The following is a 24,086-nucleotide window of genomic DNA, read 5'->3' on the forward strand; positions in this document are numbered from 1 at the left end:
GGGCGAGGACGACTTCGAGCACCGCGACCCCGACAACCACGATCTCGAACCGGCTCCGGGCGGCAAGACAGCCCTGGCCAGGACGGGAGCCTGGGCGCGCCGCGCGCCGCTGCTGCCGGCGCTGATCTTCATGATCATCGCGACGCAGCTGCCGTTCGTCGCGACCATCGTCATCTCGATGATGCGCTGGAACGCGTATTACCCCGATGACGTCGGATTCGCCGGCTTCGACAACTTCGTCACGGTGTTCACGAACGTCAACACCCGCAAGGCGATCTGGGTGACGATCCTGCTCACGCTCATCGTCGTCATCATCAGCCTGCTGCTCGGGCTCGGCATCGCGCTGCTGCTCGATCGCAAGTTCAAGGGCCGCGGCATCGTCCGAACCCTCATGATCACGCCGTTCCTCATCGTGCCCGTCGCCGCGGCGCTGCTGTGGAAGCACGCGCTGTTCAACCCCGAGTACGGCCTGTTCAACGGATTCCTCAAGATGGTTCTCGGCGACGATGCTCCGCAGCCGGACTGGATCACGAACAACCCGCTGCTCGCGGTGGCGGCCTCGCTCATCTGGCAGTGGACGCCGTTCATGATGCTCATCCTGCTCGCGGGTCTGCAGTCGCGCCCGATGGACGTCGTCGAGGCCGCGCGAATCGACGGTGCGTCGAACTGGCAGATCTTCAAGCACATGACGCTGCCGCACCTGCGCCCGTACATCGAGCTGAGCACCCTGCTCGGCGCGATCTACATCGTGCAGAACTTCGACGCCGTCTTCACGATCACCTCGGGTGGTCTCGGCACGGCGAACCTGCCGTACCTCATCTACCAGACCTTCTATCAGGCCCACGACTACGGTCAGGCCTCCGCAGCCGGTGTGATCGTCGTCCTCGGCACGATCATCATCGCGACGGCCGCTCTGCGCACCGTCCTCAGCCTCTTCAAGGAGGAGAACTGATGAGCACTCCCTCCTCCGCGGCCGCTGCACCCGCCGCGACGCCGAAGTCCTCCGGGTCCGCGTACACGCCGAACCCGAAGAAGAGGTCGGGCGCCCTGCTCGGCGTCCTCGCCTGGATCATCGGCCTGCTGTTCGTCCTGCCCGTCGTGTGGATGGTGTGGATCTCGTTCCACTCAGAGAACGACGCGGCCACCAACCCGCCCAAGTTCGACGCTCCCTTCTCGACGGAGGGCTACAAGAACTTCTTCGACTCGAACCCGTGGCCGTCCCTGGCGAACTCGCTGACGGCGAGCGTCGTCTCGACCCTCATCGTCCTGCTGCTCGCCCTGCCTGCCGCGTACGCCCTGTCGATCCGTCCGGTGAAGAAGTGGTCGGACGTGCTGTTCTTCTTCTTGTCGACGAAGTTCATGCCCGTGGTCGCAGCGCTGCTGCCGATCTACCTGTTCGCGCATAAGGTCAACCTGCTCGACAACATCTGGCTTCTCATCCTGCTGTACACGTCGATGAACCTGCCGATCGCGATCTGGATGCTGCGCAGCTTCCTCGCCGAGGTTCCGACCGAGATGCTCGAGGCTGCCCAGGTCGACGGCGCCGGTCTCGTGCGCACGCTGCGTGAGGTCATCGCGCCGGTCGTCATGCCCGGCATCGCCTCGGCCGCGCTCATCTGCTTCATCTTCAGCTGGAACGAGATGCTGTTCGCCCGCGTGCTCACCGGTACGGTGGCGGAGACCGCGCCCGTGTTCCTCACGGGCTTCGTGACGAGTCAGGGCCTATTCCTCGCCAAGGTGTGCGCCGCGTCGATCGTCGTGTCGCTGCCCGTCCTCGCCGCCGGTTTCGCCGCGCAGGACAAGCTGGTCCAGGGCCTGTCGATGGGAGCTGTCCGCTGATGGCCGTCCGCCTTTTGCAATCCACGTTGGCCGAGCTGCCGGAACAGGTGGCGCGCCCCACCTACGACCGCGCGAAGCTGACGACGGGCATCGTCCACTTCGGCGTCGGCGGCTTCCACCGCGCGCATGAGGCGATGTACCTCGATCGCCTCATGAACGACGGCGAGGCCCTCGACTCGGCCATCACGGGCGTAGGGGTGCTTCCGCACGACAAGCGCATCGTCGACACCCTCAATGCGCAGGACGGGCTCTACACCCTCGTCCTCAAGCACCCGGACGGCACCCGCGAGCCGCGCGTCATCGGCTCGATCCAGAAGATGCTGTTCGCGCCCGACGACCCCGACGCGGTCATCGACCTCATGGCGAGTCCCGAGGTCAGGATCGTCTCGCTGACGATCACCGAGGGCGGCTACCTCGTCAACCAGGTGACGGGGGAGTTCGAGGCATCCAACCCGGGCATCCAGCACGACCTGGCCGACGGGGCGTCACCGCAGACGGCGTTCGGGCTCATCGTCGAGGCGATCCGACGCCGTCGAGACGCGGGGCTCATGCCGTTCACCGTCATGAGCTGCGACAACCTGCCGGGCAACGGCGAGATCGCGCGGCGCATGATGACGGCGTACGCCGAGCTGAAGGACCCGTCGATCGCGCAGTACATGCGCGATCACGTCGCGTTCCCGAACTCTATGGTCGACCGCATCACGCCCGTCACCGCGCCGGAGGACATCGCCGAGCTCGCCGACACGTTCGGTGTCGCGGACGGCTGGCCGGTCGTGTGCGAACCGTTCGCCCAGTGGGTGCTGCAGGACGAGTTCACCGACGGGCGCCCGCCGTTCGAGGATGCCGGGGTCCAGATCGTCGACGACGTCGAACCGTACGAGTTGATGAAGCTGCGCCTGCTCAACTGCGGCCACCAGACGCTCTGCTACGTCGGCTACCTCGCCGGTTACCGCTACGCGCACGAGGTGTGCAGGGACCCGTTGTTCGTCGACTTCCTGCTCGGTTACATGGAGAAGGAGGGTTCGGCGACGCTGCCGGAGGTGCCCGGGGTCGACCTCGACGCCTACCGTCACGAGCTCATCGCGCGGTTCGCCAACCCCGAGGTGCGCGACACGCTCGCCCGGCTGTGCATGGAGAGCAGCGACCGCATCCCCAAGTGGCTCGTGCCGGTCGTCAAGCACAACCTGGCGCACGGCGGCGAGATCGACCGCTCGGCCCTTGTCATCGCGTCATGGGCGCGCTACGCCGAGGGCGCCGACGAGCAGGGCGACCCGATCGACGTCAACGATCGCGCCAAGGAGGCCGTCATGGCGGCCGCGGCCGCGCAGCAGGACGACAAGCTCGCCTTCCTGCGCAACCCGGACTTCTTCGGCGACCTCGTCGACGACGAACGATTCAAGACGGCCTACGTCGCGGCACTCGACTCGCTGCACGAGGTCGGAGCCCGAGCCACGCTCGAGGCCCGCGCCGCCCAGGATGCCCGCCCCGGCGCGTGAGCCGGCACGGTGACGTCGGGGTGACCTGACGAGGCGTGGTCGGCGCCGCCGGCATCGTGCCTGCGGCGCCGGCCGCGTCGGAGCCCTCGGGGGTGAATGCAACCCCAGGACGACAGACGAGACCGGATGACGTGTGACGAGAGGAACCCCCCATGCGCGTGCTCGAACTGAGCGCACCCGAGACGCTCACCCTGACCCAGCGTGACGTGCCGACGCCCGGCCCCGGCCAGGTGCTCGTGCGCATGACGTGCGTCGGTGTGTGCGGCAGTGACACGCACTACCTCACGCATGGGCGCATCGGCAGCTACGCCGTCGACTACCCGATGGTGCTCGGGCATGAGGGTGCCGGTGTCGTCGAAGCGGTCGGTGAGGACGTCGACGCCTCGCGCATCGGCGAGCGCGTCAGCATCGAACCCGGCGTGCCGTGCCGCACGTGTGCGCAGTGCCTTGCCGGCGCCTACAACCTGTGCCCTGACATGGTGTTCCACGCGACGCCGCCGTACGACGGCTCGCTCGCCGAATGCATCGTGCACGACGCCGCCTTCGCGCATCCGGTGCCCGACGGCGTGAGCGACGAGGCGGCCGCGATGGTCGAACCGCTGTCGGTCGGATTGTGGGCCTGCCGCAAGGCCGACGTGACGCTCGGCGATCGCGTCCTCATCACCGGCTGCGGCCCCATCGGGCTCATGTGCCTGCTGGCCGCCCGGGCGCGCGGCGCGCGTGACATCACCGTCGTCGACCTCAACCCCGAACGCCTCGAGCGTGCCCGGGCGCTCGGCGCGCGGGTCGTCGACTCACGTCACGAGAGGTTCGACGAGCGCGAGTACGACGTTCTGCTCGAGTGCTCCGGGGTCGCCTCCGTCACGCTCGCCGGGATGCGGGCCCTGGCGCGAGGCGCTCGCGCCGTGCTCGTCGGGATGGGCGGCGACACCGTCGAACTGCCCCTGTCTGCGCTGCAGGAGCGTGAGGTCAGCGTCACCGGGGTGTTCCGCTACGCGAACACATGGCCGCAGGCGCTCGCGATGCTTGCGGGCGGCGTCGTCGAGGTCGACGATCTCGTAACGGGGCGTTTCGACCTCGCCGACGGCGAGCAGGCCCTGCGCGCGGGCCTCGACGACCCGGCATCCGTCAAGGCCATGATCTATCCGAACGGACTGCCGACGGTCTGATCTCACCGTACGGTTGCCGCCATCCGAACCGCGCGTCGCCCCGGCGACGCCTGAGAAGGGAAACCATGTCATCTCGACTCGTCGCCGGAGTGGATTCGTCCACGCAATCGACCAAGATCGTCGTCTGTGATGCCGAGACGGGCGCCGTGGTGCGCACCTCGCGCGCGCCTCACCCCGACGGCACGAGCGTCGACCCCGAGGTGTGGTGGCGCGCTTACGAGGACGCGACGGCGGACGGGATGCTCGACGGCGTCGAGGCGATCGCCGTCGGCGGTCAGCAGCACGGCATGGTCGCCCTCGATTCGGACGGCGCCGTCGTCCGAGAGGCGTTGCTGTGGAACGACGTTCGCTCGGCGGGCGCGGCGCGTGAGCTCGTCGACGAGCTCGGGGGAGCGGGTGCCTGGGTGGATCGGCTCGACGTCGTGCCCGTCGCGGCGTTCACCGTCGCGAAGGTGCGGTGGCTGCGTGATGCCGAACCGGACAACGCCGCCCGCCTCGACACCGTCGTCCTGCCGCACGACTGGCTGACGGGGCGCATCCTGGAGGCCGGCGGCGGCTTGCGAGGATGGACGACCGACCGCGGCGACGCGAGCGGCACCGGGTACTGGTCACCCGTCACCGGCGAGTACGACGCCGACATCCAACGTCTCGCCCTGGGCCGCGAGTTCGGCGTCCCGCGCGTCCTCGGCCCCGCCGAGCCCGCCGGCGTCACCGACGCGGGCCTCGTCGTCGGGGCGGGCACGGGCGACAACATGGGCGCGGCGCTCGGTCTTGGCCTGCAGCCCGGCGACGTCGTCGTCAGCCTCGGCACGTCGGGCACCGTCTTCGCCGTCCAGGACACGCCGACGCGGGACGCGAGCGGGCAGACCGCCGGATTCGCCTCGGCCGACGGGCGGCACCTGCCGCTCATGTGCACCCTCAACGCAGCCCGCGTGCTGACGACAGGTGCCCAGCTGCTCGGCGTCGACCTCGACGAGTTCTCCCGCCTCGCGCTCGCGGCACCCATCGGCGCGCAGGGCCTGACGTTGCTGCCCTACCTCGACGGTGAGCGCACGCCCGACCTGCCCGACGCCACGGGCACGCTCGGCGGCCTCACCCGAGCGAACGCGACGCCGGAGAACCTTGCGCGCGCCTGCGTCGAGGGGATGCTCGCGAACCTCGTCGCGGGCGTCGAGGGGCTGAAGCAGCACGGCCTGAGCGCGCGACGCATCGTCCTCATCGGGGGCGCTGCGGCTTCGGCGGCGGTGCGCGAGATCGCACCGATCCTGTTCGGGTTGCCGGTGCACATCCCGGCGCCGGGGGAGTACGTCGGTATCGGCGCGGCGCGCCAGGCGGCGTGGGCGCTGGCCGGAGGTGACGAGCCTCCGGCCTGGCATGTCGCCTATGACCACGAACTCGAGGCCACGGACGACGACGTCACCGCCGGACGCGCGGTCTACGAGCGCTACCTACGTCTGCAGCGGCAACTGCACGGCTGAACGGGCAACCTCGAGGCGGTGGACGAAAGGGGTTCGCCCACCACCGCACGCCCGTGACACCATGACGCCACCATGCCCGCCACCCGTTACCGCCGCGTTCTTGCCAACCGCCGCACCCGCCAGCTGCTGCTGCTCGGCTTCGCCATCCGCATCCCGACGTTCGGGGTGTCGGTGCTGCTCACGATCCACGTCGTCGAGACGCTGCACCGCACCTGGTCGCAGGCAGGTCTCGTCGCGGCGGCCTCGACCCTCGCCGTCGCGCTGTCGGGGCCGTGGCGCGGGCGCCTGCTCGACACCCTCGGGCTGCGCCGGGTCGTCGCGCCGTCGATCCTGGTCACGGCCGGGTGCTGGGCCGTGGCGCCCTTCGTCGGCTATGTGCCGCTGCTCATGCTCGCGGCACTGGCCGGGCTGTTCGCCGTGCCGACGTTCACCGTCATCCGTCAGGGCATCATCGCCGCGACGAGCGACGAGGATCGCCGCACGGCGCTCGCGACCGACGGCATCATCGTCGAGCTGTCCTTCATGCTCGGGCCCGTCATCGCGATCGCTCTCGGCGGTCACTTCCCGACGTCGTGGGTGATCTTCTGCCTCGAGATGGCCTCCGCGGCGCTCGCGGCGCTGCTGTGGTGGATCGACCCGCCGATCCGGCAGGCGCTCGACGAAGAGGCTGCCGCGGACGTCGACCTGCCACGCGAACGCTGGGTGACGCCGCGTTTCCTGGCGGTGTGCCTCGTCGGGTTCGCGGCCGTCGTCGTCCTCAGCGGCAGTGACGTCTCGTTCGTCGCCGCAGCCCGTCACTTCGACGCATCCGCCCAGCTCGGCCTCGTGCTGGCCGTGTGGGGGCTGGGCTCCGTCCTCGGTGGGCTCGTCTACGGCGCGATGACGTCGCCTCCGCCCATGTTCGCGCTGCTCGTCCTGCTCGCCCTGACGACGGCGCCGATCGGCTTCGCCCACGGCGTGCTCGGGCTGTGCGTGTGGGGTTTCGTCGCGGGCCTGTTCTGCGCGCCGACGATGACTGCGTCCGTCGATGCACTCACGCGCGTCGTCCCCGAACGGGTGCGCGGTGAGGCGATGGGGTGGCACGGTTCGTTCCTCACCCTCGGCGGTGCGCTCGGTGGGCCGCTCGCAGGCGTGTTCATCGACCGTCACGGCTTCGCGGGCGGTTTCGCGTCCGTCGGGCTGACGGGGGCGGCCATCGCCGGCCTCGGCGCCGTCATGGTCGGGGCGCGACGGGGGCTGCGGTCACGACGGGCCGGTCTGCCGGCGTCTTCACAGGCGCAGGGCACCGACGTCGAAACCGCCCGCCGCGCCGATTAGGGCGGAGCCACACCGGCTGCTATCGTAGTGGCAACCAGCCGAACGTTCGCATGGCCTCATCGAGGCAGTGAAAGCGCTCGGTGCGCAAGAGGGGCTTCGGTCTCCACCCTCGGTCTCCTTCGGGAGGCAGGGTCTTGGTCACGATGCACGACGAGGCACCCGCCTCGATGGCGACGGAACAATCATCGCGTCGTGCGTGTTGAACGAAGACTTCTTGCGCTCGCAAGAAGTCTTTTTTGTTGCCCGAACACCGTCGGTGGCCGGGCACACCGCAACAACTCGTGAACATCACACTCGTGAAGGAGCAGGCCATCAGCGCTGAGCCACGCATCAACGACCGAATCCGAGTCCCGGAAGTTCGGTTGGTGGGCCCCAATGGTGAGCAGGTGGGCATCGTCCGAGTCGAGGACGCGCTGCGCCTCGCCGCCGAGGCCGACCTCGACCTCGTCGAGGTGGCCCCCCAGGCCAAGCCGCCCGTCGCCAAGCTCATGGACTTCGGCAAGTTCAAGTACGAAGCGGCCATGAAGGCGCGCGAGTCGCGCAAGAACCAGGTCAACACGGTCATCAAGGAGATCAAGCTCCGACCGAAGATCGACCAGCACGACTACGACACCAAGAAGGGTCACGTCGTCCGGTTCCTGTCGGCCGGTGACAAGGTCAAGGTCACCATCATGTTCCGCGGCCGTGAGCAGTCGCGCCCCGAGCTCGGCTTCCGCCTCCTGCAGAAGCTCGCTGAGGACGTGCAGGAGCTCGCGTTCATCGAGAGCGCGCCGAAGCAGGACGGGCGCAACATGGTGATGGTGCTCGGCCCGACGAAGAAGAAGGCCGAGGCGCGCGCCGAGGACCGTCGTCGTCGTGAGGCCGAGAAGGCAGCCAATGCCGCCCCGGAGCCGCAGGCCGAGACGCCTGTCTCGAGCGAGGCCCCTGAGGCCGAGCAGGTCGCGGCCGGAGAGGCTGCGAAGTAACACCCCCTTCACCCTCGGGTGGAGAACCCTCGTCCCGGGTGATCGGGCGAGGCAGTCAGACAGCCGACGCGCACACGAGCGCGTCGAGGTAGCGAAGGAGTCGGCCATGCCGAAGATGAAGACGCACTCCGGTGCGAAGAAGCGTTTCCGCGTCACCGGTAAGGGCAAGATCATGCGGCAGCGCGCCCGCCACGTGCACAAGTTCGAGGAGCGCGCCAAGCGTCAGTCGCGTCGTCTCGTCAACGACGTCGTTCTCGCGCCGGCCGACGAGAAGAAGATCAAGCGCCTTCTCGGCCTCTGAGCCGTCCACACCCACCAACTAACTTCGCGGCAGGCGTCAGGCGCCGCCGCCCCACTCAAGGAGTGATCACGTGGCACGCGTGAAGCGGGCAGTCAATGCCCACAAGAAGCGTCGTACCGTTCTCGAGCAGGCCAGCGGCTACCGCGGCCAGCGCTCGCGCCTTTACCGCAAGGCCAAGGAGCAGGTGACGCACAGCCTCGGTTACGCCTACCGTGACCGTCGCGCCAAGAAGGGCGACTTCCGTCGCCTCTGGATCCAGCGCATCAACGCTGCGGCTCGCCTCAACGGCATGACGTACAACCGCTTCATCCAGGGCCTGAAGGTCGCCGGCATCGAGGTCGACCGTCGCATGCTCGCCGAGCTGGCCGTCAACGACGCCCCGGCCTTCGCCAAGCTCGTCGAGATCGCCAAGGCGAACGTCCCGGCCCAGACGCCGGCTGCCTGATCCAGGCACCTCTTTCGCGCCGAACGCCGCTCCACGCCGAAGGGCTCGCTCGACCATGATCACGAACGTCCGTTCCGATCGGGTCAAGCAGGTCAAGGCGCTGGGGCGGCGTTCTGCACGTGACAAGGCCGGGCTGTTCCTCGTCGAGGGGCGCCAGGCCGTGCGCGAGCTCATCCGGTTCGCGCCGATGTCGATCCGCGACGTCTACCTCGACGCCGACGCCGCCGAGCGTCACCCCGACCTGCGCGAACTCGCCGGGGAATGGGCTGACGGCGCCGCAGCAGGCGAGCGGCGCTTCGTCCACGACTGCTCGCCGCAGGTGCTCGCCGCGATGTGCGACACCGAACAGCCGCAGGGCATCATCGCCGTCGCCAGGCCGATCGATCGCCCGCTGGCCGACGTGCTCGCGGGCTCGCCGAAGTTCGTCGTCATCTGCACGAACGTGCGCGACCCCGGAAACGCGGGCACCGTCATCCGCGGCGCCGATGCGACGGGGGCGGACGCCGTGATCCTCAGCGACGCGAGCGTCGACCTCTACAACCCGAAGCTCGTGCGTTCGAGCGTCGGCTCGCTGTGGCACCTGCCGATCTCGCGCGGGTCGTCGATCGAGGAGATCTTCGCCGCTTGTCGCGCCGCAGGGCTGACACTGCACGCCGCCGACGGCGTCGGCGAGACATTTCTGCCCGACGTCGACCTCGCCACCCCGCACGCGTGGGTCATGGGCAACGAGGCATGGGGCCTCGAGCCCGAGGTGCGCGAGCAGTGCGACGACGTCGTCCGCGTGCCGATCTACGGCCACGCCGAGTCGCTCAACCTCGCGATGGCCGCCACCGTCTGCCTCTACGCCTCGGCTGCCGCCCAGAACTGAGCACCCCTCGCCCGCGCGGACGCGTGGGAATCGGTTTGCGCGCACTCGATAGACTCAGGCGCATGTCTGGCCCCAACACGAACTACGACCCCGTCGAGGTCGCTGCCCTCGACCCCGAGGTGGTCGAGTCCAACGTCACCGCCGCTCTCGCGGCCATCGCCGCCGCGTCCTCGCTCGAGGAGCTCAAGGAGGTGCGCACGGCGCACGCGGGTGACAAGTCCCCGTTGGCGCTGGCCAACCGCGAGATCGGCGCGCTGCCGCCGTCGGCGAAGGCCGAGGCGGGCAAGCGCGTCGGCCAGGCACGTGGCCGTGTGGGCGCCGCGCTGAAGACCCGCCAGGGTGAACTCGAGGCCGAGCGCGACGAGCGCATCCTCACCGAAGAGGCCGTCGACGTGACGACGGCGACCGCGCTGCGTCGCCCCGTCGGCGGGCGTCACCCCGTCGAACTCATGCAGCAGCTCATGGTCGACCTGATGGTCGGCATGGGGTGGGAGGTCGCCGAAGGGCCAGAGGTCGAGGCCGAGTGGTTCGTGTTCGACGCCCTCAACTTCGACGAGGACCACCCCGCGCGCCAAATGCAGGACACGTTCTACCTCGACCCCGCCGACGGCGGCCTCGTCATGCGCACGCACACCTCGCCCGTGCAGGCACGCTCGATGCTCGATCGTGGGGTGCCGCTCTACATCGTCGCGCCCGGCAAGGCGTACCGCACCGACGAACTCGACGCGACGCACCTGCCCGTCTTCCACCAGATGGAGGGCCTCGCGGTCGACAAGGGCATCACGATGGCGCACCTCAAGGGCACGCTCGACCACCTCGCGACGCAGTTGTTCGGTGAGGGCATCACGACGCGCCTGCGCCCCAACTACTTCCCGTTCACCGAGCCGAGCGCCGAGATGGATCTGCGGTGCTTCGTCTGCCGTGGGGAGGACGCGGCCTGCCGCACCTGCGGCGGCACCGGCTGGATCGAGTGGGGCGGCTGCGGCATGGTCAACGAGAACGTGCTGCGCGCCTGCGGCGTCGACCCGGCCGAGTACAGCGGTTTCGCGTTCGGCATGGGCGTCGAACGCGCCCTGATGTTCCGCACGGGCGCATCCGACATGCGCGAGATGATCGAGGGCGACGTCCGCTTCGACGCCCAGTTCGGCTTGGAGGTCTGAGACAATGCGAGTTCCCATCGAATGGCTGCGCGAGTACGTCGACGTGCCCGAAGGGGCAACCGGCCTGCAGGTCGCCGCGGACCTCGTGCGCGTCGGACTCGAGGAGGAGGCCATCCACGGCGGCGGCGTTACCGGCCCCCTCGTCGTCGGCCGCGTGCTGACGAAGACGCCCGAGGAGCAGAAGAACGGCAAGGTCATCAACTGGTGCACCGTCGACGTCGGTGACGCGAACGGCACCGGTGAACCTCAGGGCATCGTGTGCGGCGCGCACAACTTCGAGGTCGGCGACACCGTCGTCGTCGCGCTGCCGGGTGCCGTGCTGCCGGGCGGCTTCGCCATCAGCGCCCGCAAGACGTACGGTCACCTGTCGGCCGGGATGATCTGTGCCGCAGATGAACTGGGCCTGCCCGACGACGGCTCGGGCGGCATCATCCTGCTGCCGCAGCGCCTCGGTGTCGACGCCTCGTCGCTCACGCCGGGCCAGGACGCACTGCCGCTGCTCGGGCTCGACCGCGAGACCGTCGAGGTCAACGTCACCCCCGATCGCGGTTATTGCTTCTCGATGCGCGGCATCGCGCGCGAGTACGGCCACGCCACCGGCGCGAGCTTCACCGACCCGGTCGATGCGCTGACGACGAGGGCGCCGGCAGCGAACGACTTGGGTTACCCGGTGCGCGTCGACGACCCCCAGGGGCTGCGTGGCGCGGTCGGCTGCGACCGGTACGTCGCACGCGTCGTGCGCGGCATCGACCCGAACGCTCCGGTGCCCGCGTGGCTTGCGACGGCCGTCACCGAGGTGGGCATGCGCTCGATCTCGCTGCCGGTCGACGTCACCAACTACGTCATGATGGCGCTCGGCCAGCCCCTGCACGCGTTCGATCTCGGGGCGCTGGGCGAGGAGATCGTCGTGCGACGCGCCCGCGCGGGGGAGAAGCTGACGACGCTCGACGGCGTCGAGCGCACCCTGTTCGCCGAGGATCTGCTCATCACCGACGGCGGTGCACGCCCGCTGGCGCTGGCCGGCGTCATGGGCGGTTCCGACAGCGAGGTGAGCGACTCGACGACCGACGTCCTCATCGAGGCCGCCCACTTCGACCCGGTCTCCGTCGCCCGCACCGCGCGCCGCCACAAGCTCGGCAGCGAGGCGTCCAAGCGCTACGAGCGTGGCGTCGACCCGCAGATCGCGGCAGCCGCGGCGCAGCTCGCCGTCGAACTGCTCGTGCAGTACGGCGGCGGCGTCGTCGACGACGGCGTCACCGACCTCGACACGACGCGCGCGCCGCAGCCGATCGACTTCGACCCGCAGCAGCCGACGCGGCTCGTCGGTGTCACGTACTCCGACGACGAGGTCGCCGAGAGCCTTGACGCCGTCGGGTGCCGGGTCGAGCGCAACGAACCGTTGTGGAGCGTCACACCGCCCACGTGGCGCCCCGACCTGACGAGCGGGCCCGACCTCGTCGAGGAAGTGGCGCGTCTGCGCGGGTATGACGCCATCCCGTCCGTCCTGCCGCGACCCCTCGCCGGGCGTGGGCTGACGGCGTCGCAGCGCTACCGCCGCAACGTGGCGAATGCGCTCGCGATGGCTGGCCTGACGGAGATCATCTCGCTGCCGTTCGTCAGTGATGACGTACACGACAAGCTCGGCTTCGCAGCCGACGACGCGCGGCGCACGAGCGTGCGCCTGACCAACCCGCTGTCGGACGAGCTGCCGCTCATCCGCACGAGTGTTCTCGCCACGATGATGGACTCGCTCAAGCGCAACGTCGCGCGCGGGTTCAAGGACGTGGCGCTGTTCGAGATCGGTCTCGTCGTCGCCGGTGAGGCGGGCCAGGCGCCGACGTCACCGGTCGGCGTGCACCCGGCGCCTGAGGTGCTCGACGCGATCCGCTCGGCCGTGCCGGCGCAGCCGCGCCACGTCGCCTGGGTCGCCGCCGGTGACAGCGAGCGCAAGGGCTGGTGGGGTGCCGGGCGCGGCGCGGACTGGAGCGACGCGATCGCCGTGGCGCTGCAGATCGGGCGCGTGCTCGGCGTCGACCTGACGATCGAGCAGGCGCAGGTGGCGCCGTTCCACCCGGGACGCTGCGCGAGCATCGCGCTGCCGGACGGCACCGTCATCGGCGCAGCGGGCGAGCTGCACCCCAAGGTCGTCGCGGCGTTCTCGCTGCCGGCCCGCACGGTCGGGGGCGAACTCGACCTCGACGCGCTGTCGGCGTACGCCGAGCGCCCCGGTGTCGCTTCGAGCATCGCGACGTTCCCGCAGGCGCATTCCGACGTCGCGCTCGTCGTCGACGCGTCCGTCCCTGCGGCTCGCGTCGAGACGGCGTTGCGCTCGGGGGCCGGTGAACACCTCGAGTCGGTCGCGCTGTTCGACATCTACACGGGCGATCAGGTCGGTGAGGGCAAGAAGTCCCTCGCGTACCGCCTGTTCTTCCGTTCCCCCGAGCGGACGCTGACGACCGACGAGGTGAACGCGGCACGCGACGCGGCAGTGCGCGCCGTCGACGAGAGTGTTGGAGCGAGCCTGCGCGGCGCCTGATTCCGGCATGATCGACAGGGTGGGGGCGGCGTGACGCCGTCTCCACCCTGTGTGCATGAGTATGACCTAAAAATGCATGGGTATGCGATCTGCGCTAGGCTGGGGGCATGGTCACAGCAGCTGTCGCCGGGGCGAGTGGATATGCGGGCGGGGAGATCCTGCGCCTCTTGCTCGCCCATCCCGACGTCGAGATCGGCGCACTGACGGCGGGTTCCTCCGCCGGTTCGCGCCTCGGCGATCATCACCCGTCGTTGTTCTCCCTCGCCGAGCGACCCGTGCTTGCCACGAACGCTGACGCCCTCGCCGGCCACGACGTCGTCTTCCTCGCACTGCCGCACGGGCAGAGCGCTGCGCTCGCCGCGCAGCTCGACGCAGACGTCGTCGTCATCGACTGTGGCGCGGATTTTCGGCTCGAGCGCGAGAGCGACTGGCAGCGTTTTTACGACACGCCCTACGCGGGGTCCTGGGCCTACGGGATGCCCGAACTCGTCTCGAAGGGCGTCAAGCGGCGCGAGCAGCTGCGCGGCGCGCGCCGCGTCGCCGTCCCCGGGTGCTATCCGACGGCCGTCTCGCTCGCTCTCGCGCCGCTCGCGGCGGCGTCCCTCATCGCGCTCGACGACGTGGTCGTCGTCGCGTCCTCGGGTGTCTCGGGGGCCGGCAAGGGCCTCAAGCCACACCTGCTCGGCGCCGAGGTCATGGGGTCGATGAGCCCGTACGGCGTCGGCGGCGGGCACCGTCACACGCCCGAGATCGCGCAGAACCTGCGTCTCGCCGCCGGCGGTGAGCGCGAGGTGACGCTGTCGTTCACGCCGACGCTCGCCCCCATGCCGCGCGGCATCCTCGCGACGTCGACGGCTCGGCTGGCGCCCGGCACGACGGCTGATGACGTCGCGCGCGCCTTCGCCGAGGCCTATGCCGACGAACCCTTCGTCGAGCTCCTGGCTGCCGGGTCGTGGCCCGCGACCGGTTCGGTGCTCGGGTCGAACGTCGTCACCCTGCAGTTCGCGCTCGACGAGGTGGCGGGGCGCGTCGTCGTCACCTCCGCCGTCGACAACCTGACGAAGGGGACGGCCGGTGCAGCCGTGCAGTCGATGAACCTGTCGCTCGGCCTGGGCGAGACCACGGGCCTGCCGCTCGCGGGGGTGAGCCCCTGATGGTCGCGTTCGGAGCTCGGTTCACCCTCATCGCCCACCCCGAGGAGCTGTCGTACGTGCGCCTCGGCGCGCAGGAGGTCGTGCCCGAATGGGCGCTCACGGACGCGCCGCTCGTCTCCGTCAGTGCGACGGCGTCGGAGACGTCGGTGCTGTGCCTCACCTCAGCGATCCCGCGGGACGCGGTCGTGCGTCAGCAGGGCCCGTTCCACGTGTTCGAGGTCGAGGGTCCGCTCGACTTCGCGCTGACGGGTCTGCTCTCGGCCATCGTCGCGCCGCTCGGCGAGGCCGACGTCACCGTCTTCACCGTCTCGACGTTCGACACCGACTGGATCATGGTGCCGACGTACGAATCCGCGCGCGCTCGTGAGCTGTGGGCTCGTGGCGGGCACATCATCAAGGAGAAACCATGAGTGTCACCGCTGCCGCAGGCTTCCGCGCGGCGGGCGTGACGGCGGGGCTGAAGCCCAGCGGGCGCCCCGACGTCGCCCTCGTCGTCAACGACGGGCCCGAGCACGTCGTCGCCGCCGTGTTCACCTCGAACCGCGTCGAGGCGGCGCCGGTGACCTGGTCGCGCCAGGTGGTGACGGACGGGCGCGCCGACGTCGTTCTGCTCAACTCCGGTGGCGCCAACGCCTGCACCGGGGCGCAGGGTTTCCTCGACACGCACCGCAGTGCCGAACTCGCCGCCGAGGCCGTCGGTGTGAGCGCCGGTGACGTCGTCGTCTGCTCGACGGGCCTCATCGGTGAGTTGCTGCCGATGGACAAGATCGAATCCGGTATCACCGCGGCGGCCGGTTCGTTGAGCGCTGACGGCGGGGAGGACGCCGCGACCGCCATCATGACGACGGACACGGTCGCGAAGGAGTGCACCGGGTTCGGTTCCGGCTACACGATCGGCGGCATGGCGAAGGGCGCCGGCATGCTCGCGCCGTCCCTCGCGACGATGCTCGTCGTCATCACGACCGACGCGGTCCTCACCGCCGAGCAGGCCGGCGAGGCGTTGCGCGCGGCGACGGCGATGTCGTTCGATCGCATCGACTCGGACGGTTGCCAGTCGACGAACGACACCGTCGTGCTCATGGCCTCGGGAGCGAGCGGGGTGAGCCCGCAGATGGGGGAGTTCACGGCCATCCTCACGCAAGTCTGCGTCGACCTGGCCGAACAGCTCATCGCCGACGCGGAGGGCGCCGCGCACGACATCACGATCGACGTCCAGGGCGCCGCCAACGTTGACGATGCACTTGAGGTTGCACGTTCGATAGCCCGCAACAACCTCTTCAAGTGCGCCGTGTTCGGCAACGATCCCAACTGGGGGCGGGTTCTCGCGGCCGTCGGGACGACCTCGGCCGCGTTCGAGCCGACGCAGCTCGACGTCGCGATCAACGGCGTCATGGTGTGCCGCAGCGGCGGGGTCGGTGACGACCGCGCTGGCGTCGACATGTCTCAGCGTGAAGTGAAGGTCGAGGTGTTTCTCCACGCCGGTGACGCCGACGCCACCGTCCTGACGAACGACCTCACGCACGACTACGTCCACGAGAACTCGGCGTACAGCACATGAGCGGGACGGAGAACGAGACGACCCAGCCTCGAGACCTCTCGTCGCTTGCGTCGGCGGGTCTCAAGGCGGGCACCCTCGTCGAGGCGCTGCCGTGGCTGCAGAAGTATCAGGACGCTCTCGTCGTCGTGAAGTACGGCGGCAACGCCATGACGGACGACGCCCTCAAGCGCGCCTTCGCCGAGGACATCGCCTTCCTGCGTTACGCCGGGCTACGCCCCGTCGTCGTCCACGGCGGCGGCCCGCAGATCGCCGCGATGCTCAACCGGCTCGGGATGAAGAGCGAGTTCCGCGGCGGCCTGCGCGTCACGACGCCCGAGACGATGGACGTCGTGCGCATGGTGCTGACGGGCCAGGTCTCGCGCGAACTCGTCGGCCTCATCAACAATCACGGCCCGATGGCGTTCGGCCTCTCCGGCGAGGATGCAGGCCTGTTCGGCGCCCGCCGCCGCCCCGCCATCGTCGACGGTGAGGCCGTCGACGTCGGCCTCGTCGGTGATGTCGAGATGGTCGACCCGCAGATCGTGCGTGACCTCGCGCACTCGGGGCGCATCCCCGTCATCTCGTCCGTGGCGCCCAACCTCGAGCGCGAGGGGCAGGTGCTCAACGTCAACGCCGACACCGCCGCGAGTGCTCTCGCCGTCGCGCTCGGCGCGCACAAGCTCGTCGTGCTCACGGACGTCGAGGGGGTCTACGCGGACTGGCCGGACGAGTCGTCGCTGCTGTCGAAGCTGCCCGTCGACGAGGCCGAACGCATGCTCGCGACGGTCGACTCGGGCATGGTTCCCAAGCTCGAGGCCTGCATCCGCGCCGTGCGCGGGGGCGTGCCGCACACCCACGTCGTCAACGGGCAACGCCCGCACTCCATCCTGCTCGAGATCTTCACGGACGAAGGGATCGGCACGATGATCACCTCAGGAGGACGCCGATGAACCCGGCCGACCATGACGCCCCGGCGTCCACGATGCCGACGCACGGGGATCTGACGCAGCGCTACGGCGCCTCCCTCATGGGGGTCTTCGGGGCGCCCGGGCTCGTCCTCGAGCGCGGCGAGGGCGCCGTTGTTCGCGACGTCGAGGGCCGCGAGTACCTCGATCTGCTCGCCGGTATCGCGGTCAACGTTCTCGGCCATGCCCACCCGGCGCTCGTCGCCGCGGTCAGCGAGCAGGCGGCGAAGCTCATCCACGTGTCCAACTTCTTCACTACGCGCCCGCAGATCGAGCTCGCCGAACGCTTGGTCGCCGCGTCGGGTGGCGACGGCGACACTCGCGTCTTCTTCTGCAACTCCGGCGCCGAGGCCAACGAGGCGGCGTTCAAGCTGGCGCGCCGTACCGCTCGCCCCGGTGTCGTCGTCGCGGACGGCGGCTTCCACGGCCGCACGCTGGGCGCGCTGTCGCTCACCTCCAAGCAGGCCTACCGCGAGCCGTTCGAACCGCTCGTCCCGGGCGTCACGCGCGTGCCCTACGACGACGTCGAGGCGCTGCGGGCAGCCGTCGACGACACGGTGGGCGCGGTGATCCTCGAACCCATCCAGGGTGAGGCGGGCGTCATCGAGGCCTCGCCCGAATACCTGCGCGCGGCCCGCGAGGTGACGCGCGAACGCGGGGCGTTGCTCATCCTCGACGAAGTGCAGACGGGCGTTGCACGCACCGGCGAGTGGTTCGGCTTCCAGACGATCGCACCCGAGGTCATGCCGGACGCCATCACGCTCGCCAAGGGCCTCGGCGGCGGTGTGCCGATCGGTGCGCTCGTCACCTTCGGTGCCGCCTCGACGATGTTCGAGGCCGGCCAGCACGGTTCGACGTTCGGTGGCAACCCGCTGGCGTGCGCCGCGGGCGTCGCCGTCATGCGCACGATCGAGGACGAACGCCTGCGAGAGCAGGCGCGGCGGCTGGGGGAGCACCTCGTCGCGGCTGTCGAGAACCTCGACGACGAACGCGTCGTTACCGTCCGCGGCTGCGGCCTGCTGCGCGGCATCGTGCTGCGCGACCCGCTCGCGCAGCGTGTCGTCGTCCGAGCCCGCGAGGCGGGTTTCATCATCAACGCGACGGGCCCGGACGTCATCCGCCTGGCCCCGCCACTCGTCATCACGGGCGAGCAGGTCGACACCTTCGTCGCCGCGCTGCCTGGCCTGCTCGATGCCGCCGAGACCGAGGAGAACGCCTCATGACCCGCCACTTCCTGCGTGACGACGACCTGACCCCCGCCGAGCAGGCCGAGGTGCTCGCGCTCGCGGCGACGCTCAAACGAGACCGGCACGCCAAGCAGCCGTTCGCGGGTCCCCAGGGCGTGGCCATCATCTTCGACAAGCCGACGCTGCGCACGCAGCTCAGCTTCAGCGTGGGGGTCGCCGAGCTCGGCGGGCACCCGATGATCGTCGACGGCAAGCTCGCGCAGATCGGCACGCGTGAGTCGATCCACGACGTCGCGAAGGTGCTTGGGCGCCAGGTCAGCGCCATCGTGTGGCGCACCTACGGCCAGGACCGCCTCGAGGAGATGGCCGAGCACGCGGGCGTGCCCGTGGTCAACGCCCTGACGGACGCCTTCCACCCCTGCCAGATCCTCGCCGACCTGCTGACGGTCGCCGAACACAAGGGCAGCGCTGCCGGTCGCAAGGTCGCCTACGTCGGTGACGCTGCGAACAACATGGCCCACAGCTACCTGCTCGGTTTCGCGACGGCCGGCGCCGACATCACCGTCGCCGGCCCGCACGGGTACGGCCCGGATCCGGCGATCCTCGAGCGCGCCAAGGAGATCGCCGTGACGACCTGCGGCGGCGCGCATGCGAGCGAGGACGCCATCGAAGCCGTGACGGGCGCGGACGTCGTCATCACCGACACGTGGGTGTCGATGGGCATGGAGGACGAGGCGAGCACGCGCAAGGGCGAGAGCAATCCGTTCAGCGCCTTCAGCGTGACGAGCGAGCTGATGGCGCACGCGGCGCCTGACGCGATCGTCATGCACTGCCTGCCGGCATACCGTGGTTTCGAGATCGCCGCGGACGTCATCGACGGCCCCGCCTCGGTCGTGTGGGACGAGGCGGAGAACCGGCTGCATGCGCAGAAGGCGCTGCTGACGTTCCTCGCGGAGCACGCATGATGGCGCAGACGAAGGGTGCGCGCCATCAGCGCATCCGCGAGATCCTCGGGCGCGAGTCCATCCGGTCGCAGACGGATCTCGCCGAGCGGCTGCTCGCTGACGGCGTCGACGTCACGCAGGCGACGCTGTCACGTGATCTCGTCGAGCTCGGCGCGGTCAAGGTGCGTCAGGGCCGCACGCTCGTCTACGCCGTGCCCGGCGAGGGCGGTGACCGCACGCCTCGGGCGGGCGCCGCGCGCACCGAGGCGGTCCAACGATTGCGCCGGCTGTCGGGCGAGTTGCTCGTGACAGCGGCGTCGTCGGCGAACCTCGTCATCCTGCGCACCCCGCCGGGCGCGGCGAACTTTCTCGCCTCGGCGATCGACCACGCGGAGTTCACCGACGTCCTCGGCACGATCGCCGGCGACGACACGATCATGGTGATCTGCCGCGACCCGCAGGGGGCGGCGCCCGTCGCCAAGCGCTTCCTGGAACTCGCCGGCCGTACGGACGATCTCGCCTCCACCGACCACGATGACGACGTCCAGGAAAGCGGCGATCCCGACGCCGGTTCACGCGGCGACATTCGCGGTGTCTGAGCCCTCGAGCCCTGCTCCAGCCGTTCCAATCTCCCCGGCGCCCCGCGCCCGATCCATCCGATGAACGAGAGGTTCACCCCATGACCCAGCCCGACGCCCGCCTCAGTCTCTGGGGAGGTCGCTTCGCCGGTGGCCCGGCGGATGCGCTCGCCGCGCTGAGCAAGTCGACGCACTTCGATTGGCGCCTCGCGCCCTATGACATCGCCGGTTCGCGGGCGCATGCGCGCGTGCTGCATCGCGCCGGTCTGCTCGACGACGAGGCGCTCGCGGCCATGCTCGCGGCGCTGCAGCAGTTGCTCGACGACGTCGAGTCGGGCGCGTTCACGCCGGCGCAGGAGGACGAGGATGTGCACACGGCGCTCGAGCGCGGCCTCATCGAGCGCGCCGGCGCGGACGTCGGCGGTCGCCTGCGGGCCGGACGTTCGCGCAACGACCAGGTCGCGACGCTGTTCCGCATGTACCTGCGTGATCACGCGCGCTCGGTCGCGGCGCTGCTGCTCGACGTCGTCGACGCGCTCGTCGCGCAGGCGCAGACGCATCTCGGTGTCGCGATGCCGGGGCGTACGCACCTGCAGCACGCACAGCCCGTGCTGCTGAGCCACCACCTGCTCGCGCACGCGTGGGCGTTGCTGCGCGACGTCGAGCGCTTCGGCGACTGGGATCGACGCACCGACGCCTCGCCGTATGGCTCGGGCGCGCTCGCGGGGTCGTCGCTGGGCCTCGACCCGGCCTCGGTGGCCGACGATCTGGGCTTCTCGCGCCCCGTCGAGAACAGCATCGACGGCACCGCGTCGCGTGACTTCGTCGCCGAGTTCGCGTTCGTCGCCGCAATGTCGGCGGTCGACATCAGCCGCATCGCGGAGGAGGTGGTGCTGTGGGCGACGAAGGAGTTCAGCTTCGTCACCCTCGACGACGCGTTCTCGACCGGCTCGAGCATCATGCCGCAGAAGAAGAACCCCGACGTCGCCGAGCTGGCGCGCGGCAAGGCGGGCCGTCTCGTCGGGGATCTCGCAGGCCTGATGACGACGCTCAAGGCGCTCCCGCTCGCCTACAACCGAGATCTGCAGGAGGACAAAGAGCCGGTCTTCGACGCCGTCGACACCCTCGAGCTGCTGCTGCCGGCCTTCGCGGGCATGACGGCGACGCTCACCTTCCACCCGGAGCGTCTCGAATCCCTCGCGCCGCAGGGCTTCTCGCTCGCCACCGACATCGCCGAGTGGCTCGTGCGTGAGGGCGTGCCGTTCCGTATCGCGCACGAGGTCGCAGGGGAGTGCGTCCAGGCGTGCGAGCAGCGCGGAATCGAGCTGTGGGATCTGAGCGACGATGACCTCGCCGCCATCAGCGAGCACCTGACGCCGGGTGTGCGCGAGGTGCTGAGCGTGCCCGGTTCACTCGCCTCCCGCAACGCGACGGGCGGGACGGCTCCCGACCGCGTCGCCGAACAGCTCGAGGCCGCGCACGCGAAGTCGAGCGAACTGCGTACCTGGGCGAGCCGACCCATCGACATCCGCTGACGCTCGACGTCCGCTCACGCTGACGCTCGATGTTGCCCGGGTTTCGGGGGCCGACGCCCCCGAAACCTGGGCAACATCGCGTGCGGGGCCTCACGCCGAGGGAGATGGCCCGAATCGGGCGTGGGCGGCACAATGTCGGCGTGCCGGATCTCGACTCATCGTTCTTCGCCCATCCGCCCGTCGACGTCGCGCCGAAGCTCTTGGGCCTCACCGTCTCGCACGCGGGGGTGACGCTGCGTATCACCGAGGTGGAGGCCTACCATGGCGCCGTCGACCCGGGTTCGCACGGCTTCAAGCGCCGCACCGACCGCAACTCCGCGCTGTTCGGCCCGCCCGGCACCTGCTACGTCTACATCAACTACGGCATCCACCGGGCCCTGAACCTCGTCTGCGGGGCTGACGGAGAGTCGGCCGGTTGCCTCGTCCGTTCTGGCGAGATCATCGACGGCCTCGACCTCGCGCGGGAGCGGCGCATGGCGAGTGCACGCGAGGGCGCGCCGCTTCCCAAGGACGCCCATCTCGCTCGTGGCCCGGGCAACCTCGCGAAGGCGCTCGCGATCGAGCCGATCCTCGGCGGCACTCCCGTCGTCGGGCCGGATGCCCAGGTCGTCGTCCGTCGACCGGACGGCCACGTCGCGCCCGAGTACCTCACCGGCCCGCGTGTCGGCGTGAGCGGGCCGGGCGGTGAGGGCGAGAGCTTCCCCTGGCGCTTCTGGATCCCGGGCGAGCCGAGCGTATCCGCCTACCGCGCCGCGGTGACGCGGGTGCGCAAGCGCTGACGCAGCCCGTTGCAGCGGCGCCCTCCACGCAGCAGGCGCGCCGGATCGGGCGGTCGTGGGAGACTCTGGGGTGGGTGCGTGATCCGCGCAACCGAAGCATCTGACGAAAGGGACGACGTGAGCAACATCCTCGACGAGCTGCAGTGGCGCGGAGCGGTGGCGCAGACCACCGACGAGACGCAGCTGCGTGACGCGCTCGCGAACGGACCGCTCACGGTGTATTGCGGCTTCGACCCGACGGCGCCGTCCCTGCACTTCGGCAACCTCGTCCAGCTGATCCAGCTGCGACGGCTGCAGCGCGCCGGGCATCGCGTCATCGTCCTCGTCGGAGGTTCGACGGGTCTCATCGGTGATCCGCGCCCCAGCGCGGAGCGCGTGCTCAAGACGAAGGACCAGACGGCGCAGTGGGTCGCGCGCATTCGTGAGCAGGTGCAGCCGTTCCTCGACTTCGACGGCGACAACCCCGCCATCGCGGTCAACAACCTCGACTGGACTCAGGGCATCTCGGCCCTCGACTTCCTGCGTGACTACGGCAAGCACTTCCGCGTCAACGGGATGATCAAGAAGGACGCCGTCGCGGCGCGCCTCAACTCCGAGCAGGGCATCAGCTACACGGAGTTCAGCTACCAGATCCTCCAGGCCCTCGACTACCTGCACCTGTTCCGCGAGTACGGCTGCACCTTGCAGCTCGGCGGCTCCGATCAGTGGGGCAACCTCATCGCCGGCTCTGATCTCATCCGTTCGGTGGAGGGCAAGAGTGTGCACGTGCTCACCTCGCCGCTGCTCACGGACGCGTCCGGGCAGAAGTACGGCAAGTCGGAGGGCAATGCCATCTGGCTCGACGCGCAGATGACGAGCCCGTACGCCTTCTACCAGTACTTCCTCAACGTCGAGGATTCCGAGGTCATCAAGCTCATCAAGTTCATGACCGATCGGACGAAGGACGAGGTCGCGGAGCTCGAACGCGCCGTGGCCGAGGAACCCTTCAAGCGAGTGGCGCAGAAGACGCTGGCGGCCGACGTCACGACGCTCGTGCACGGTGAGGCGGCGACGGCCGGCGCCATCGCGGCGAGTGAGGCGATGTTCGGCAGGGGTGACGTGACGGCCCTCGACGCGGGGACGCTGCGTGACGCCGTCGCGGAGTTGCCTGGGGGAGAGGTTTCGCCGGGTACCACCCTGACGGACGCGCTCATCGCGGTGGGCATCGCGGAGTCTCGCAATGCGGCCCGACGTCTCATCGGGGACGGCGCCATCTCCGTGAACAACGCGAAGCTCGACGACCCGGAGCACGAACTGAGCGCTGACGACTTCCTCCACGGCGTGGCCGCGATCATCAAGCGTGGGCGCAAGCACCAGGCAGCCGCGCGGCTCGCGCACTGACCGAGACGACAACGGGGGCTCACCATGACGGTGGGTCCCCGTTGCGCATCCCGGGGTGGTGGCCGCACCCGGGCGGTCGATTTGGCAGCACCCGCCGCGCTGTGTAATGTTCTCTGAGTCGCCGCGAGCGGGGAGCTGGAAACAGCCACTCACTCGGACGGCTCTTGGTCACCAATTCGACTGGGACGCAACGAATTACAGCAATGTGGTTCCAAGCGCCGAGTTGAAGTCGGGGAGCGAGGGTGGTAAGGTTGACGAGTTGCCCCGAGTGGGGCGGGAAACGAAACGGGTTCCTGCTTCGTGCGGTGTGCGATGGTGTTTTGAGAACTCAACAGCGTGCCGATGTGATCATCGCCAAACATTTTAGTGGCACTTATGGAGTGTCGCGTGTTTTGGCTGAGTGATTAATGATTGTACAGAACGACGATGACCCTTTTGGGGTTGTTGTTTGTC

General features: G+C 69.6%; 22 protein-coding genes. All 22 read left to right on the top strand.

Going from position 1 to position 24,086, the window contains the following annotated elements; translation table 11 throughout:
- Positions 1-73 precede the first annotated feature (73 nt).
- The 22 genes from AC1RS9_RS04715 (at position 74) to tyrS (ending at position 23,633) form a co-directional block, all read left to right on the top strand.
- On the top strand, positions 74-952 hold the full coding sequence (locus tag AC1RS9_RS04715; RefSeq protein ID WP_459110271.1) for a carbohydrate ABC transporter permease: 879 nt from the start codon (positions 74-76) through the stop codon (positions 950-952).
- On the top strand, positions 952-1,839 hold the full coding sequence (locus AC1RS9_RS04720; RefSeq protein ID WP_459110121.1) for a carbohydrate ABC transporter permease: 888 nt from the start codon (positions 952-954) through the stop codon (positions 1,837-1,839). Before AC1RS9_RS04715 ends, AC1RS9_RS04720 begins: the two co-directional genes overlap by 1 nt.
- On the top strand, positions 1,839-3,335 hold the full coding sequence (locus tag AC1RS9_RS04725; protein ID WP_404603423.1) for a mannitol dehydrogenase family protein: 1,497 nt from the start codon (positions 1,839-1,841) through the stop codon (positions 3,333-3,335). The genes AC1RS9_RS04720 and AC1RS9_RS04725 overlap by 1 nt, the downstream gene beginning before the upstream one ends.
- 152 nt (positions 3,336-3,487) lie before the next feature.
- Complete coding sequence (locus AC1RS9_RS04730) at positions 3,488-4,504, top strand: NAD(P)-dependent alcohol dehydrogenase (RefSeq protein ID WP_492920649.1); 1,017 nt, start codon at positions 3,488-3,490, stop codon at positions 4,502-4,504.
- A gap of 65 nt (positions 4,505-4,569) precedes the next feature.
- Complete coding sequence (locus AC1RS9_RS04735) at positions 4,570-5,982, top strand: xylulokinase (protein ID WP_492920651.1); 1,413 nt, start codon at positions 4,570-4,572, stop codon at positions 5,980-5,982.
- 72 nt (positions 5,983-6,054) lie between these two features.
- Complete coding sequence (locus AC1RS9_RS04740) at positions 6,055-7,299, top strand: MFS transporter (RefSeq protein ID WP_074045611.1); 1,245 nt, start codon at positions 6,055-6,057, stop codon at positions 7,297-7,299.
- A 296-nt stretch (positions 7,300-7,595) separates the two neighbouring features.
- Positions 7,596-8,264 carry a translation initiation factor IF-3 gene (infC, locus tag AC1RS9_RS04745; RefSeq protein WP_050786459.1) on the top strand — a complete coding sequence of 223 codons (669 nt, stop codon included), beginning with the start codon at positions 7,596-7,598 and terminating at the stop codon, positions 8,262-8,264.
- A 106-nt stretch (positions 8,265-8,370) separates the two neighbouring features.
- Positions 8,371-8,565, top strand: a complete 195-nt coding sequence (gene rpmI, locus AC1RS9_RS04750; protein WP_006944255.1) for a 50S ribosomal protein L35 — start codon at positions 8,371-8,373, stop codon at positions 8,563-8,565.
- Between the two features lie 70 nt (positions 8,566-8,635).
- Positions 8,636-9,010 (top strand): 50S ribosomal protein L20, encoded by a 375-nt coding sequence (rplT, locus tag AC1RS9_RS04755; protein WP_006944285.1) that lies wholly within the window; start codon positions 8,636-8,638, stop codon positions 9,008-9,010.
- Between the two features lie 55 nt (positions 9,011-9,065).
- Complete coding sequence (locus AC1RS9_RS04760; RefSeq protein WP_006944167.1) at positions 9,066-9,878, top strand: TrmH family RNA methyltransferase; 813 nt, start codon at positions 9,066-9,068, stop codon at positions 9,876-9,878.
- A gap of 62 nt (positions 9,879-9,940) precedes the next feature.
- On the top strand, positions 9,941-11,038 hold the full coding sequence (gene pheS / locus AC1RS9_RS04765; protein WP_062256443.1) for a phenylalanine--tRNA ligase subunit alpha: 1,098 nt from the start codon (positions 9,941-9,943) through the stop codon (positions 11,036-11,038).
- A gap of 4 nt (positions 11,039-11,042) precedes the next feature.
- Positions 11,043-13,574, top strand: a complete 2,532-nt coding sequence (gene pheT, locus AC1RS9_RS04770) for a phenylalanine--tRNA ligase subunit beta (protein WP_492920655.1) — start codon at positions 11,043-11,045, stop codon at positions 13,572-13,574.
- A 107-nt stretch (positions 13,575-13,681) separates the two neighbouring features.
- A complete protein-coding gene (argC, locus tag AC1RS9_RS04775) occupies positions 13,682-14,728 on the top strand; it encodes an N-acetyl-gamma-glutamyl-phosphate reductase (RefSeq protein ID WP_006944230.1) in 1,047 nt (348 codons plus the stop codon).
- Complete coding sequence (locus tag AC1RS9_RS04780) at positions 14,728-15,138, top strand: ACT domain-containing protein (RefSeq protein WP_006944305.1); 411 nt, start codon at positions 14,728-14,730, stop codon at positions 15,136-15,138. The genes argC and AC1RS9_RS04780 overlap by 1 nt, the downstream gene beginning before the upstream one ends.
- Positions 15,135-16,286: a bifunctional glutamate N-acetyltransferase/amino-acid acetyltransferase ArgJ gene (argJ, locus tag AC1RS9_RS04785; RefSeq protein ID WP_115296130.1), complete on the top strand. Its 1,152-nt coding sequence runs from the start codon at positions 15,135-15,137 to the stop codon at positions 16,284-16,286. The genes AC1RS9_RS04780 and argJ overlap by 4 nt, the downstream gene beginning before the upstream one ends.
- Positions 16,283-17,215 carry an acetylglutamate kinase gene (gene argB, locus AC1RS9_RS04790; RefSeq protein WP_492920658.1) on the top strand — a complete coding sequence of 311 codons (933 nt, stop codon included), beginning with the start codon at positions 16,283-16,285 and terminating at the stop codon, positions 17,213-17,215. Before argJ ends, argB begins: the two co-directional genes overlap by 4 nt.
- Positions 17,212-18,453, top strand: a complete 1,242-nt coding sequence (locus AC1RS9_RS04795; protein WP_492920660.1) for an acetylornithine transaminase — start codon at positions 17,212-17,214, stop codon at positions 18,451-18,453. Before argB ends, AC1RS9_RS04795 begins: the two co-directional genes overlap by 4 nt.
- Positions 18,450-19,382, top strand: coding sequence for an ornithine carbamoyltransferase (argF, locus tag AC1RS9_RS04800; protein WP_492920662.1), 933 nt, complete (start codon positions 18,450-18,452; stop codon positions 19,380-19,382). The genes AC1RS9_RS04795 and argF overlap by 4 nt, the downstream gene beginning before the upstream one ends.
- Positions 19,379-19,960 carry an arginine repressor gene (locus AC1RS9_RS04805; protein ID WP_492920664.1) on the top strand — a complete coding sequence of 194 codons (582 nt, stop codon included), beginning with the start codon at positions 19,379-19,381 and terminating at the stop codon, positions 19,958-19,960. The genes argF and AC1RS9_RS04805 overlap by 4 nt, the downstream gene beginning before the upstream one ends.
- A gap of 80 nt (positions 19,961-20,040) precedes the next feature.
- The gene (argH, locus tag AC1RS9_RS04810) at positions 20,041-21,474 is read left to right on the top strand and encodes an argininosuccinate lyase (RefSeq protein ID WP_074040698.1); all 1,434 of its coding nucleotides are present in this window, start codon (positions 20,041-20,043) and stop codon (positions 21,472-21,474) included.
- A gap of 140 nt (positions 21,475-21,614) precedes the next feature.
- Positions 21,615-22,253 (top strand): DNA-3-methyladenine glycosylase, encoded by a 639-nt coding sequence (locus AC1RS9_RS04815; protein WP_062256457.1) that lies wholly within the window; start codon positions 21,615-21,617, stop codon positions 22,251-22,253.
- Between the two features lie 117 nt (positions 22,254-22,370).
- Positions 22,371-23,633: a tyrosine--tRNA ligase gene (tyrS, locus tag AC1RS9_RS04820; protein WP_062256459.1), complete on the top strand. Its 1,263-nt coding sequence runs from the start codon at positions 22,371-22,373 to the stop codon at positions 23,631-23,633.
- The last annotated feature ends 453 nt before the right edge of the window (positions 23,634-24,086 follow it).

The sequence above is a fragment of the Dermacoccus sp. MPR-E5 genome (genome assembly GCF_058809565.1).